At 30.3% G+C, this 13,601-nt stretch carries 15 protein-coding genes; 8 read left to right on the forward strand and 7 right to left on the reverse strand.

What is annotated here, in order from left to right; genetic code table 11:
• The first annotated feature begins 121 nt into the window (after positions 1-121).
• The 8 genes from ACJ6WR_RS00420 to ACJ6WR_RS00455 all read left to right on the forward strand — a co-directional run bounded on the left by ACJ6WR_RS00420 (position 122) and on the right by ACJ6WR_RS00455 (position 6,694).
• Positions 122-925, forward strand: a complete 804-nt coding sequence (locus ACJ6WR_RS00420; RefSeq protein WP_409416730.1) for a DUF2314 domain-containing protein — start codon at positions 122-124, stop codon at positions 923-925.
• 2 nt (positions 926-927) lie between these two features.
• Complete coding sequence (locus ACJ6WR_RS00425; protein ID WP_409416731.1) at positions 928-1,422, forward strand: GRAM domain-containing protein; 495 nt, start codon at positions 928-930, stop codon at positions 1,420-1,422.
• A gap of 26 nt (positions 1,423-1,448) precedes the next feature.
• A complete protein-coding gene (locus tag ACJ6WR_RS00430) occupies positions 1,449-2,012 on the forward strand; it encodes a Crp/Fnr family transcriptional regulator (protein ID WP_039118238.1) in 564 nt (187 codons plus the stop codon).
• 73 nt (positions 2,013-2,085) lie between these two features.
• Complete coding sequence (locus ACJ6WR_RS00435) at positions 2,086-2,412, forward strand: multidrug efflux SMR transporter (protein ID WP_035627059.1); 327 nt, start codon at positions 2,086-2,088, stop codon at positions 2,410-2,412.
• Between the two features lie 417 nt (positions 2,413-2,829).
• Positions 2,830-3,639, forward strand: a complete 810-nt coding sequence (locus ACJ6WR_RS00440; protein ID WP_409416732.1) for a hypothetical protein — start codon at positions 2,830-2,832, stop codon at positions 3,637-3,639.
• Between the two features lie 29 nt (positions 3,640-3,668).
• Complete coding sequence (locus ACJ6WR_RS00445; protein ID WP_409416733.1) at positions 3,669-4,397, forward strand: NADase-type glycan-binding domain-containing protein; 729 nt, start codon at positions 3,669-3,671, stop codon at positions 4,395-4,397.
• Positions 4,398-4,407: 10 nt separating this feature from the next.
• Entirely contained in the window at positions 4,408-5,361 is a 954-nt protein-coding gene (locus ACJ6WR_RS00450) for a hypothetical protein (protein ID WP_409416734.1), read from the forward strand.
• A 220-nt stretch (positions 5,362-5,581) separates the two neighbouring features.
• Positions 5,582-6,694, forward strand: a complete 1,113-nt coding sequence (locus ACJ6WR_RS00455; RefSeq protein WP_409416735.1) for a serine hydrolase domain-containing protein — start codon at positions 5,582-5,584, stop codon at positions 6,692-6,694.
• A gap of 54 nt (positions 6,695-6,748) precedes the next feature.
• Here ACJ6WR_RS00455 and ACJ6WR_RS00460 read toward each other — a convergent pair whose 3' ends face one another.
• From ACJ6WR_RS00460 to ACJ6WR_RS00490, 7 genes are all read right to left on the reverse strand, one after another.
• Entirely contained in the window at positions 6,749-7,312 is a 564-nt protein-coding gene (locus tag ACJ6WR_RS00460; RefSeq protein ID WP_039114163.1) for a DUF6642 family protein, read from the reverse strand.
• A 609-nt stretch (positions 7,313-7,921) separates the two neighbouring features.
• Positions 7,922-9,526 carry a murein L,D-transpeptidase gene (locus ACJ6WR_RS00465; RefSeq protein WP_409416736.1) on the reverse strand — a complete coding sequence of 535 codons (1,605 nt, stop codon included), beginning with the start codon at positions 9,524-9,526 and terminating at the stop codon, positions 7,922-7,924.
• 398 nt (positions 9,527-9,924) lie between these two features.
• The gene (locus ACJ6WR_RS00470; RefSeq protein WP_409416737.1) at positions 9,925-10,359 is read right to left on the reverse strand and encodes a hypothetical protein; all 435 of its coding nucleotides are present in this window, start codon (positions 10,357-10,359) and stop codon (positions 9,925-9,927) included.
• Positions 10,360-10,365: 6 nt separating this feature from the next.
• Positions 10,366-11,400, reverse strand: a complete 1,035-nt coding sequence (locus tag ACJ6WR_RS00475; RefSeq protein WP_409416738.1) for an RHS repeat-associated core domain-containing protein — start codon at positions 11,398-11,400, stop codon at positions 10,366-10,368.
• 50 nt (positions 11,401-11,450) lie between these two features.
• The gene (locus ACJ6WR_RS00480; RefSeq protein WP_039118250.1) at positions 11,451-12,194 is read right to left on the reverse strand and encodes a toxin-antitoxin system YwqK family antitoxin; all 744 of its coding nucleotides are present in this window, start codon (positions 12,192-12,194) and stop codon (positions 11,451-11,453) included.
• A complete protein-coding gene (locus ACJ6WR_RS00485; protein WP_409417911.1) occupies positions 12,194-12,994 on the reverse strand; it encodes an RHS repeat domain-containing protein in 801 nt (266 codons plus the stop codon). The genes ACJ6WR_RS00480 and ACJ6WR_RS00485 overlap by 1 nt, the downstream gene beginning before the upstream one ends.
• 177 nt (positions 12,995-13,171) lie before the next feature.
• On the reverse strand, positions 13,172-13,567 hold the full coding sequence (locus ACJ6WR_RS00490; protein WP_409416739.1) for a hypothetical protein: 396 nt from the start codon (positions 13,565-13,567) through the stop codon (positions 13,172-13,174).
• Positions 13,568-13,601: the final 34 nt, after the last annotated feature.

Raw genomic sequence — 13,601 nt, forward strand, 5'->3', positions numbered from 1 at the left:
AAAAATCGCTTGTTATTAATTATAAAATAATCATATATTAGCAATACAAAAATTACATTTTAATACAAACTCAAACTAAATTGAGTTTACTTATTTTATTAATAATCTAATATTCAAACAAATGCCAAACCAAGAAATATTCTTTGCCAAAGGAGATAGTCCAAAAATGATAGAAGCTTTTAAAAATGCTCAAGAAACATTTAAATATTTTTGGAGAGAATTATCTTGGGAATACCGCCGAATTGTTCCTGCATTAACCGTAGCGTGCGTAAAAGTAGCATTCTCGCAAGATGTAGACGGAAACGAACATCCTATTGTAGAACATATGTGGATTAACGATATCTCTTTTGACGGTGAACAAATAAAGGGTGTTTTAATAAATGATCCAAACGAGTTAACAAACATCGAGAACGGAGATGAAGTTGTAGTTCCTTTAAACCAAATTAGCGATTGGTTATTTGCAATTCAAGGTAGTTCGCCAAAAGGGCTTTCAAAACTATTCTCATCGCCTCAACCTAGAGCTTATGGAGGATTTACCATTCAGGCAATACGCTCAGAAATGACAAATCAGGAAAGAAAAGATCATGATAAAGCCTGGGGATTAGATTTTGGAGATTACAATGAAGTGCTTCTTGTTAACGAGCAAAAAGAAAAGCCGGAAAACCTTATAGAACATCCTATGAGCAAAAACATGAAAGAAAAACTCCAGGATTTCTTAAAGCAAAATCCTGACGAAATTACTTATCAGGATGAAGAAGGATTCTCGTTATTACATACTGAAACCGTTGCTGGAAATTTAACTTCTATAACTCTTTTATTAGAGTCTGGTGTAGATAAAAACATGAAAACAAGTCAAGGTAAAACAGCATTAGACATTGCTAAACAATTAAACTGGGAGCATATTATTCCTGTTCTTAGTAATTAAATATGAAAAGATTTAAATATTCGATTGTTTTAGGGTTAGTAACAAGCCTTCTTCTAAGTTTATACTTAACCCTTACAGAAGACTTTAATAATGATGTACTTATTGTATGTGCTATTTTTGTTTTTATTATGATGACTTTAATGTCTTATTTTAAAATGTTTGCACATATAACAAATCAAGAAGTAAAATTTCAACAACTAAAAAACGTAGCATATTCAGGACGTGCAAATCATTATAAAGATGGAGTAACAGTTGGTGGGAATCTTTACCTAACAGACAATCAGCTTATTTTTCAAACCAACATGCTAAACTTTATTCAAAAGCATGAAACTGCAATTGATATTAAAAATATAACCGAAACCCATTTTGAAAAAACATTAGGAATCGTTAATAACGGATTATCTATAATCACTTCTAATGGCATGAATGAACGATTTGTTGTAACAAACAGAGAAATTTGGAAAAATGAGATAGATAAAGCCATAAAAAACAATTAAACAATATCCCAGAACAACACCCCTAAATGAACAGTAACCTTATTTTTGATCAAATATCTAAACTGCCAGAAAGCTCCAGAAAAACCTTGGAGGAAAACATTACTTTGGTTAGTTTCCCCAAAGGACATATTTTATTAAAAGCAGGTAAAATCGAATCTAATATCTATTTCATAAAAAAAGGAATTGTAAGAGCTTATGTAAACCAGAATGACAGCGATGTTACTTTTTGGTTTGGCAAAGAAGGAGAAACAATTCTCTCGATGAAAAGCTATGTAGAAAACCAAAAAGGCTATGAAGATATCGAACTTCTGGAAGACTGTGATCTGTATGAATTAAATACAATCAATTTGCAAAGATTGTTTGAAGAAGATATACATATTGCAAATTGGGGAAGAAAATTTGCCGAAAAAGAACTCATAAAAACAGAAGAAAGATTAATCTCCAGACAATTTAAAACAGCGTCTGAAAGATATAACGAACTAATAACCAACAACCCCGATTTAATCAAGAGAGTACAACTTGGTCATATTGCCTCCTATCTCGGGATTACCCAAGTAAGTTTAAGCCGAATTCGAGCCGAAATAAAATAAATTTATTTTTTATCATTTGTTAAATTTTAATTGAATCCGCTAGAGGATCTTTGCCCTATTAAAATTTAAAAATATGAATTGGATTCTTTTGATTATTGCAGGATTATTTGAGGTGGCGTTTGCTTCGTGCTTGGGGAAAGCTAAAGAAGCAACAGGAAATGATGTTTATTTATGGTATGGAGGATTCTTGGCATCACTTATTATAAGTATGTTGCTTCTTATCAAGAGTACACAAACATTACCTATTGGGACTGCCTATGCTGTATGGACAGGAATTGGGGCTGTTGGGACAGTTTTAGTCGGTATTTTTGTGTTTAAAGATCCAACAAACTTCTGGAGATTGTTCTTTATTGCAACATTGGTTGGTTCAATCATCGGATTAAAATCAGTTTCACATTAATGAAACTTGTAGTAAAAAAAATGCAACTTAATTTAAGTAAAATTAAGTTGCATTTAAAATATATCCCATTCCTGATTCCCTTCTTTTTATTCCTAAAAACGTTTCTTGCGTTTATTCTCTTCACACTTATTTTTATTTTTTGTCAGTCCATAAGATATTGCATACGCATTCCTAAATCTTTAGGATACTAGCTCCACTCCTATTCTTTATTATAATTACTTCCTTAATTTATCATTATTTCGTACATTATTTGTACTAAAAATAGTGCTATATTAGCCTACTAAAAGGGTATTTATGACACAAAGTCTACCAAAACCAGACTTTGCAAGCCTTTCTTATAGCTTATATAAGAAAGTGTTTTAAAACACTTTGTTAAAAAAATAAGGCAATTTAAAATTACAATAACACTAAATATTTATGCTTGATCTTTCTGGACACAACAATCAAAAAAAAGATATTGTTTTTGAAAAATTTAGAGAACAACTTGAACAAAGTGGTCTAAAAATCGATTCAATTGACAACGAAAATCTCATTCATATTAATGTTGACGGAAATAATTTAGAAATAAGTTTGGAAAACGTAAGACGAAATTACGAAAGAGATTCCGACGAAAGTCATATAACCGATTTGGTTCAAACTATACTATCCTATCTATCTTATCCATCTGACGTTCCAAATTGGGAGAATTCAAAAAATAATGTCTACATCCAGCTATTTCCAAATGATTTTGATTTCAATCACTTAATTTCTGAAAAAGTCACAGATGAATTTAGTAAGATTTATGCAGTAAGCGAAAATGAAAAACTAACTTGGATTTCTGCAGATAATTTAAAAAAGTGGAAAATAACTAAGCTAGATTTAATTAAACAAGCTGATTTAAACGCTAATGAACTACTAGCAAAGACGAAGATAGATTTTGAAATAATAGAAGACAGGAAACTTGGTATGATCGAAGTTGAAAAAACATTTCTGAAAAGTTCACTCCTATTTGCCTCAAAAATAAAAGAAAAATTGAAAGCCGATATTGGATTTCCATTTTACGCAGTAATCCCGGTAAGAGATTTTTGTTATATTTTTTCTGAAAAAGATTTTGATTTCTTCGCAAATAGAATAGGAACAACTGTAGTCAAAGAATATCAGAATTCAGGTTATCCAATTACAACAGAAATATTGTTTATTTCGGAAAACGGAATAACAGCTGTTGGAAAATATCCAACCAAAAAATAAAGAATAGTGCCAAAACTGATAATCCTATTATGAAAAACTACTTAGCACTATTTTTATTTACAATAATTGTAAGCTTTACTTATGCCCAAAATTCAGATAAGAACTTTTATCCCAAGGAAACCCGAAAAGTAGATTTAAGTACAAAGACCGACAATGAAATAAAGCGTCAAAACGAACTTTTACAAAAATCGAAACTTACAGTTGCAGAACAAAAAGAACTCGATATTTTATTACAGAAATATGGTGAGGTTGTAGAAAGTATGTGGGATGTTGTAGATGGTGGCTGTAGTTGGTATTGCGCAGGCGGAAATTATAAAGTAAAAGCATCATCGACTTTAAACACCGAAAAAGACACAAAATACCAAGCAAAAAATGCCAATGATTTAAGCTACCAAACCGCTTGGGTCGAAGGCAAACCAGATGAAGGAATTGGAGAATATTTAGAGTATTATTTTTACAACAAAAGCCCGAGGATTACACAAATTATAATCTCTAACGGATATGTAAAATCCGATGCCGCTTGGAAAAACAATAACCGAGTAAAAAAACTACGATTAAGTATAAACGGAAAAGTATTTGGAATCCTGAATTTAGAAGACAGTAAAAATGACCAAATATTCGACCTTGGCACATTTGGACATAACAAAAACGGAACCGACTTAATTTTAAAATTCGAAATTGCTGAAGTCTATAAAGGAGATAAATTCAACGACACCGCTATAACCGAAATCTATTTTAACGGAATTGATGTACACTAAGGAACAACAAATGAAAAAAATATTTATTCTAATTATACTTATGTTTTCTAATTATAATGCAAAAGCGCAAACTCAAAACGATGTCGTTGGTTATTACAAATTAAGAGGCGGAAGCCATTACCTAAAACCCGATGGTACATTTGTAATAATAGGATACGCAACATTAATAACCGGAAAATGGACATTAAAAGAACATGGCGAAGTAAACTTTGTTCCCGACTCTCCTAAAGAATCATTTCAGGTTTACGGAAGATATACTCCAGAGTTAAAAGAAAACTCCAAATTCATGCTCTCAAACGGATTAGACAAAGGAGAAACTTTTATGCATATAGGGAAACTTAGTGCAGTAAACCCAAAACTACAACGAGTTTATGTAAAAGGACATCATTGTATTCAATTTCCCGAAGTATATACAACAACTAAAAAAGTAGATACCATATCATTCTCTTCATTTCCTTATGATAATCTAAGAGCTAAAGATTTCAAGCCTACAATTTACACTTATAATAACACCGAAAAGTTTAACGATTTTATTGTATATCATTTTAGTGACCATCCAAATTATCATGCGTTTTCATACCTATTCAAGGATAATGTTATGTACGAAGATGAAGATGATTATAGCAAAAAACAGAATTTAAATGATGCTTTAAAAGAATCTGAATTCGGGCAAATTTCGGGTATCGATTTTGAACCAAAAATTGTACTATCTACACTAAAATATAATATTCGAGAATCAGATACAGAGGATATCAATTTTAAACTAAACTATAATTTAGATGAAAAAAGAAACGCCTACATCAATAAACTAAACTATGTGGCGGGCGAAGAAAACGCAGAGGATTATGATTACAATAATACCAACTTACTTTATATTTATAAAAAGATAGATACTTTTATTAAGTTCCAAAAAGCTTTTTTAATCGAAGAAAAATCAATTTTTAAAGACCATTGCAAAGAATAAAATTTTAAGACTTCCTTCAAAAAACCATACAAACCAAGCTTAAAAATCACTCTAAAATTATTGATTTTCAAACATTTGTAACTACTCGTACGCCTTCTTGTAAATAGTCGAACTCATTTTAAATAAAAAAATGCGTACGACTATTTTTTGTCGTACGTATTCCATAATTATCTAAAGGATATTTGTATCAAATAACAAGAACCAATAAAATTTAGAAATCATGAAAAAATTAATCCTTATCGTTTTTTTAGTATTACCACTATTATCTATTGCACAAAAAACAACCATTAAAACTATAGTTGATAATGCCGCAACCAAAATGATCGAAAAACCTTTGATCAATTCTACCTCAATCGGGATAGTATATCAAGGGCAAGAATTTATAGGACATTATGGAGAATTAGAAAAAGGAAAATCAAATGCACCAACTAATAATACAATTTATGAAATTGGTTCATTAGGAAAAACCCATACAGGTACATTAATAGCCAAAGCTGTTTTAGATAAAAAAATAAATCTTGATGATCCGGTTCAAAAATATTTAAGCGAAGATTATCCTAATTTAATATTTAACAACCACCCAATTCGCATAAAAGATTTAGTTACCCATACAAGTGGTTTACCAAATATGATTCCTTTAAGCGTAAATGAAATGTTGAAAAACTTCACCAAAAAAGAGACACCAGCAGACCTCAACAATGCATTAAAAAATTACACCAAAAAAGATTTTTTCAGAGACCTGCATCAAATAAAAATTGATACCATTCCAGGATACAACTTCTCTTATTCAAGCGCAGGAATAGAACTTTTGGCAGCAGTTTTGGAGAAAGTATATAACAAACAATTTGAAGTTATATTAAAAGAATATTTTGCCAAAAATGCTCAGATGAATCATACAATGATAAATTTATCTCCAGAGGATCAAAAAAATCTTGCAGTAGGATATCATTGTGCTTACGACGAAATCACTACCCAAATGACAACATTGCCTTGGGGCGCGGGCGGAAATGTGAAATCTACAGTTCCCGATATGGTAAAATACATTAAATACCAATTAAAAAATGATGCCGTTGTAGCCGAATCACACCGCCCATTGGTTAAAGTTAATGATCGTTTTAGCTCAGGATATTGCTGGCGAGTAACCAAAGATGAAAAACTAGGAACGTTATATATGCATCATGGAGGCGTTCCTCGTTCACAATGTTTTATTTATATAATTCCAGAATATAATTTAGGGGTATTTATTATCACAAACCAAAGTGGCGAAAACACACCAAAAGACATGAAAGATACCTTAAACGAAATATTCGAACAGATTCAGAAACTTAAATAGGCAAATATTAATCTGTTGGATACAATTCTTAATAATTGCATCCAACAGATTCTATTAATAATATAATCTAAAATCTAGATGTTTACAAAGGTCATAGTGTTTTTGGTGTAATTCCTCCACAATCTCAATTACATCATCTTCCTCCTGACACAAACTAAAGAAAGCTTTGTCAAGCGTACTACAACTAGTTATTTTTTTAAGTGCAGTTCCATAACCCGAAATGGCTCTCGCTCCGGTAATATCAAGAAAATATTGCGCTTCCTCTTCACTTAAATCTAATATTTTTGCATTGGCAAAATGCAAAATTTTACCTTTCATTTTACCCTCAAAAATTTCGGCTATTTCCTCCAGACTGTAGTAATAATCATTAAGGCACACATTGTTTCCTTCCCCAGGCATCACCAAATATATTATTTCATAATCCTTAAAGTTATGGTCATCATAAAGCAAAGCGTTTAAGCTATCCTCTAAACCTTCGATAGTATCGCAAGTCTTATGAATACTCGAAATACCTTGATCAAAAGCCAGTTGTTCTAAGTTTTTAACCACTTCGGTAGTCACGTCAATCTCTACATCGGGAACAGCCTCGAGGCAGAAAATAAATTTGTCATAATCCATACAATTATGTTTTTGTAGATAATCAATTTACCACAAAGGTATATTTTATTGAGGAAAATAGACCGAAACCCAAAAGACATTTTAGCCAAATTTGGAGCTTTTTCCAGCTATCCGCTATATCTTTTTATCTCGAAAAAAATGAGATAAAAAGGATGCCGCTATTATCTGGGCTAGGCTTTTATAATTATATTTACGACATGGATTTTATAAACGATATAAGCTTTATCGCTTATCTTTTAGGGATTTATTCGTTTGTAAAAACGATGCTTTAAAAATACATCAGGTTGTCCAAAAAGTAATTTTTAGACAGCTTCTTTATTGATTTTCGAAAACATTATTGCTAATTCCTTCAGCGGAGCATAATATTTATAGCATTTTTTTAGAATCTAGTGTTAAAGTTACAGCGTAGCGCTATTTGATCTCTTTTTCCAATTACTATGTATGTCACCCCAATGGGATTTGTAAAATGAATTTGTGAATTTCTATAAATATGATCGTCCCTCTGGGACTTAGAATGCCAAAAAAAAACTCTCAAAATGAGAGCTTTTTTTAGTTTTTTTATTTGTTCTGAACAACTCGCATCTTAATACATGGCATTTCAAAATACTATCATATTTCAACTAGAGGGAAAAGAATTTTATCCAAATCTGCATCTTGATCATAAACATCCTGAAAGAAGCTAACTTCGCCCGAATCTTTTACCCATGCAGTAAAATAGCAAATATAAATTGGAACCTTACTAGATAATTTAAATGTTGTTTCTTCTGTCCCATCCATAGCCTTATCTATTCTTTCTTGTGTCCATTCCGGATAATCTTTCAGCATGGCAACAGCTAATTCTTTGGCTTTACTCATATTTATACAACCATGGCTAAAAGTTCTTTTTTCAAAATCAAATAACGTTTTAGATGGCGTATCATGCATATAGATATCATCTGAATTTGGAAAGATAAATTTCACCAATCCCAACGAATTGCTCGGTCCTGGTTTTTGTCTCAACTGACCATTTACCATTTCTATATTATGATCAGCCAAATAATTTTTATCAGAAGCAATTTTTGACTTCAATTCATTTTCTACAATACTTTGTGGTATAGTCCAATAGGGACTAAAAACAATTTTATCAATACTTCCGCTAAAAATGGTGGTTTTAGTCAGTACTGTTCCTACAAAGACTTTAGAAAGCAATTCAACTTTTCCGTTTCTTACATAAATCAATTCAAAAGAAGGGATATTTACCATAATATACTCTTTATCTTTTACCAGATTAGGAGAAATCCATCTACAACGCTCCATATTAACCATCAACGTTTTTATTTTATCCGTTATTGGGATATTCATTTCTTTAATATGAACTTCAGAAATAATGTAGTTTGGTTTAAAACCATTACGTAATTTATATTTCATAATACCATCCATTAATTCCTGATCGTAAAAATTACTTTTTGAGTCACTCTTTAAATCTCCCATTACAAATAATCGTGTCCTGACTTGTCCAATGGTTGCCGAAGTTGCGTCTGGTCTCAAATCATTATAAGGAATGTCTGTGATAATAGGTTGCCAAGTATTATCTTGTTCTATTTTTCTGTATTTTTTTAGCGCTTCCTGAAGTTTATAATATTGATCAAAAAGAAGTTCTCCATTTACTTCTAATAACGTAGGTTTAGATATTAAAGAGTCTAATAGAGTATCATAGGATATCTTTTTTTTAGGCAAAAGCCAACCAGTTTTTTTTACAGCAGCCTCATCAAGTCCTCCATATACATTACTCATATAAATGATATAAGCAGTACTCAACAGCATATCGGTATCAGTTATTGAAGGTTTTTGTTTTGATTTTTTATCAAAAATTTGGTCAATTGTATTTTCATAAGGAATAGTAATTTGTATTCCTTCTTCATCTGTAACTTTTAATTTTTGATATAATAAATTTCCAAATTCAGTGATTTTATTTCTATCATACCAAATCGTTCCATACGATCTGTTTTTGTATAATAAGACAACATCATTTTGATATTTTTTAAAATCAGGATATCTTTCGAAAAAATCATTTAAAACTTCCTTGTCAACTAAACGGTCATTATCATTTGTAATTTGACCATTAGAATATGTAGCAATTTTAATCTCACTTAAGTCATTTTTTTCATATCTCCCAAAAGAAGAAACAAAAAAACAAAGGCCTAAAATTATAGCGGATGGATATAATGTTTTCATTTTTTAAATTTTTACAGTAGTACATAAATGCAAAGTTTTTAAGTAAAAATTCGGGGACTCTTTTACCTACCAAATTTACCATATAACACTGTAAAACAAGTTATTACATTCTGTTTTAATGTTCTAACATTGCCATGTTATCATCCTTTAAATCAGCATTATACAGGATAAATCTGTCAATTATTTCATTTTTTATATCATCGCATAATTAAGCATGCTCCAAAAAAACAAGCTCAGGATTAAAGAATATCGAGGATGATTTTGTTTTTAAACATAAAAAAACCTCGCCAGTATTTGGACGAGGTTTAAGTGTTTTTAAGTTATTTTCTTTGTCGGCACTGATTGCAAATCAGTGCTATCGTTACACATATCCGAGCGGTCGGGTAAGGATTTTCATGCTATCGTTGAACTATTGATTTTAAGTTAGTGAATTTATATGTTATCACAAATAATAAACAATATAGTAAAAACCCCACTACCAAACCAAGCAAAATATTATCAGGATAAATAAATAGTTTTTTAATTATTTTATCACTTATAATAAATGTAAATATTCCGAAAGCAGAAGATAGTCCAATGATTAGTTTGTTGCTATTTGAAGATTTTTTTAATAATTGAAATATCATAAATACAATTCCTAAAATGATGGGGATATTAAAAGTGAATAATAAATATAATTCGATTTTTGTTTTAAACTCATCTAATTTAAAATCTAATTTATGAAAATATGGGTCTGTAGTTACTAAATAAATTAATAATAACAAACTTGTAAGTCCGCAGAACAGATATGCTTGAAGATAATTTAAGATAAATTTTAATATTTTTCCTTTCATTTTTATTTATTTTCGTGTTTGATTAGTGGGATGGTCATTATACATATTCTCTTGTTCAAGAGTTCTTTGTATTGAACTATCAATATGGTCTGAAGCATTATTAGGTATAGCCTTACTATTACCTTGTGCCTCGCTAGATGCTGCTGTCCTTAGTGATTCTGGCGGTGCTGAAAGTTCCATTGTTGAGTTTGTATTGCTCGTTTTAGTCTTTCCATCGGTCAATTGTAACCCTCCATAATCTTGCATTCCTGACTTATCCGTAACGTTATAAGTTGTAACACTACTACTATTTGAAACATTTACCGTATCCGATGTTCCTGTTATACCTACATCTACTGTCATTGTTTTTGTATTAGTTACTGACACAAAAGTACTTGCATCTGAAATACTTGACACCACTTTGCCATCAGAATTATAATATGTACCTGACGTAGAAGTAGATTTTAAAGATACTGAGGTTGTTACATCATTTCCCATTATTTCAAAACCAGAATATTTTTTACTTAATTCTGTTGATGACCCTGTTGTATTTTTCCCTGAAGTCGGTAAAGTGTGTGAATGTTGAAGTTTAGTTACTCCTGGGAATATACTTTTATCCGCATTTCTACCTCTGTCATTGTTATAATTGCCATGACCTCTAAAAGTGTGCGTTTTCGTCATATTTACATTTCCTCGATGAGAAGAGCTAATAATTTTCGTACCGCCACCACCAACCCACATTCCATCGGGGTCAATAAAATATACAGGATTATTCATTGCATAATTATAAGGCGACCATCTACGACCTTGTTCTGCCAGCGGGTCAATATTCATCCAACGCCCAATTGCAGCATCATAATTTCTTGCGCCGTAGTCGTAAAACCCAAGCCCCAGTTCGTCTTGCAGCTCTTTTCCGTTGTACTTATATTTATAACCAGGTTGTAAATTCAGGGTATTATACCCTTGATGTTTTAAACCAAATGGGGAATAATTATTTTCTTCTAATATTTCCAGTTTATTTGTTGTTGGATTCTTGGCATAACTAACTCTTACATTCCCCAAATGATCCGTGTAATTATAAACGTAACCAAAAACATAAGTCGCTTAAGGTTTCAATTCACATTTACATCAAAAGAAATTGTATCGTTTATTGCTGGAGTAATTTTATCCTCAAATTCATATTTAACAATCGCTCTAATTGTATTTATACCTTTTTTGATTAAAACTTCCTCTACATCAATTCGAGTTGGGGGTACTAATTGTATAGTTCGTTTAACTTTTGAATCATCAATACTTATATTCTCAATTTTGAAATCACGCTTTGTATTAGGAATATTGGCAACAATATAACTATATTTTAAAACATCGCCTATTTTTAAATGCTGGTTATTTTTGATATTATATTGATCAATTTCTTTTATTGTAGGTCCTTTAAATTCTCTTACTCCTTTTTCATCAAAATCAATAATAAAGTAAGGCTCTCCTAAATCATTATAAAATATATACTTTCTAATTAAACCATTGGAATTGTAAAAAATGCTTTCTTCTGTGATTTTACTGGTTTTCTTATACTGAATCGATTCTATTTTACCATTATCAAAATAATAAATACTTTTCCCATTAGGTTCGTTGTTTACAAAATTGCCTTCAGCAATTTTAATCCCTTTTTCGTTATAGTTTACAAACTTTCCGTGCTGAATTGGCTTACCGTTTCTAATCACGTATTCGTTTGTACTTATTAATTTTCCTGATGGGCTGTATTCTTTAAACGTATGAACTTTTTCATCTTTAAAATAAAAAAACAAAACTACCAGTCCAAGTAGAATAATAAATATTACTATATATATTTTTTTCATTATTTCTTTTTTTGTTGTTCTTCAAGAATATCTCTTCGCACGAACTCATTCTTATTTGGATTTTTAGAGTCATTAACTGTTTGAACCATATCCGATGATTTTTCTTTTTTATTTTCATTTTCTTCGATAACCTCATTGACACCATTCCCAATTTTTTGACCTTTCTCAAACATCAATTTTAAATCATTTCCAGCCTCTAGCATATCTTTCAAAGTTTTAAGATTATTTCCATTTTTTTCCAAACCTGGAGCAGCAATAAGAAATGCATCGCCATTAAAATTATCACCAACTTTTTTACCTGTTGATTTTGGGTTATCCCCACGTGCATTTTTAGAAGTAACAGTTGTAGTAATTTCTTTATCAGTTATACTACTATACGTATTTATACTTTGAACAAAATCAGAAACTACTTCTTTTACAAACACAAGTAAATCAGTATTTCCCGTTTTAGGATTATAAGCTCTTTGCGTAGGAGTTTGTTTATTTTTATTTAAATCATTAGAACTTTCTAAACCTTCCAATTCTTTTGCATGAACTGGTTGATTTGAAGAAAATTGATATGGAGTATAATCTTCATATTCTTCAGTCAATGGGTCAATACTCATAAACCTTGCAATTGCAGGGTCATAATTTCTCCATTTATAGCTATACCAACCAAGCTCCATCTCATCTTGCAATTCTTGACCTTGGAATTTATACTTATACCCAACCTGTAAATTATCCGTATTATACCCTTGATGTTTTAAACCAAAAGGGTAATAATTATTTTCTTCAAGAATTTTAAAGTTTAAAACTAAAATTTACAAATTTTCCATATTAATAAAATAATTCCAAAGCTAATAATAAGTATTACTCTTATAATATAGGATTTATAGGTTCCATCTGAATCATACCAATTCTTATAATCTTTCTTAGCAATTAAAAGACTAATAATTAAGGCTAATATTAAAATTGCTAAACCAACATAATCATTCATATTATTTTTTAGAGGCTTTATGCTTAAAAATTTCTGATTTATTTTTATCTGTTTTTAATGTAAGACTACTATCATTTTTATTTATAATCTGATAACATATTGTGTCTTTAAAGTCTTTCATCATTAAAAACTCTCCAACTTTTATATCTCTTCCATTACTTTGATGTATGGAATCGATAATCTGATATTCGTAAATATCGTCAGAGGTAAACTCCATATTTTTAAAGAAAGCTATTTTATTCTCTCTAATACTAATTCCTGATAAAGAATCTAAGTTACTTATCCATTCTCCTTGTTCTATTGTTTTTTGTTTATTTAATTTTGAATATTTAACAATAGGCTCATTACAAGAATAAATTATACAACATATTACTAAAAATAAAAATATATTTTTCATTCTTTTCATTTATATTTTAGGATTAGTAATTATT

It is taken from the genome of Flavobacterium sp. PS2 (assembly GCF_046250155.1).
In the GTDB taxonomy this organism is placed as follows: domain Bacteria; phylum Bacteroidota; class Bacteroidia; order Flavobacteriales; family Flavobacteriaceae; genus Flavobacterium.

Bases quoted from the DNA above. Each gene is read 5' to 3' on its own strand.
- ACJ6WR_RS00420 (WP_409416730.1), top strand. From the start codon at position 122: ATGCCAAACCAAGAAATATTCTTTGCCAAAGGAGATAGTCCAAAAATG.
- ACJ6WR_RS00425 (WP_409416731.1), top strand. From the start codon at position 928: ATGAAAAGATTTAAATATTCGATTGTTTTAGGGTTAGTAACAAGCCTT.
- ACJ6WR_RS00430 (WP_039118238.1), top strand. From the start codon at position 1,449: ATGAACAGTAACCTTATTTTTGATCAAATATCTAAACTGCCAGAAAGC.
- ACJ6WR_RS00435 (WP_035627059.1), top strand. From the start codon at position 2,086: ATGAATTGGATTCTTTTGATTATTGCAGGATTATTTGAGGTGGCGTTT.
- ACJ6WR_RS00440 (WP_409416732.1), top strand. From the start codon at position 2,830: ATGCTTGATCTTTCTGGACACAACAATCAAAAAAAAGATATTGTTTTT.
- ACJ6WR_RS00445 (WP_409416733.1), top strand. From the start codon at position 3,669: ATGAAAAACTACTTAGCACTATTTTTATTTACAATAATTGTAAGCTTT.
- ACJ6WR_RS00450 (WP_409416734.1), top strand. From the start codon at position 4,408: ATGAAAAAAATATTTATTCTAATTATACTTATGTTTTCTAATTATAAT.
- ACJ6WR_RS00455 (WP_409416735.1), top strand. From the start codon at position 5,582: ATGAAAAAATTAATCCTTATCGTTTTTTTAGTATTACCACTATTATCT.
- ACJ6WR_RS00460 (WP_039114163.1), bottom strand. From the start codon at position 7,312: ATGGATTATGACAAATTTATTTTCTGCCTCGAGGCTGTTCCCGATGTA.
- ACJ6WR_RS00465 (WP_409416736.1), bottom strand. From the start codon at position 9,526: ATGAAAACATTATATCCATCCGCTATAATTTTAGGCCTTTGTTTTTTT.
- ACJ6WR_RS00470 (WP_409416737.1), bottom strand. From the start codon at position 10,359: ATGAAAGGAAAAATATTAAAATTTATCTTAAATTATCTTCAAGCATAT.
- ACJ6WR_RS00480 (WP_039118250.1), bottom strand. From the start codon at position 12,194: ATGAAAAAAATATATATAGTAATATTTATTATTCTACTTGGACTGGTA.
- ACJ6WR_RS00490 (WP_409416739.1), bottom strand. From the start codon at position 13,567: ATGAAAAATATATTTTTATTTTTAGTAATATGTTGTATAATTTATTCT.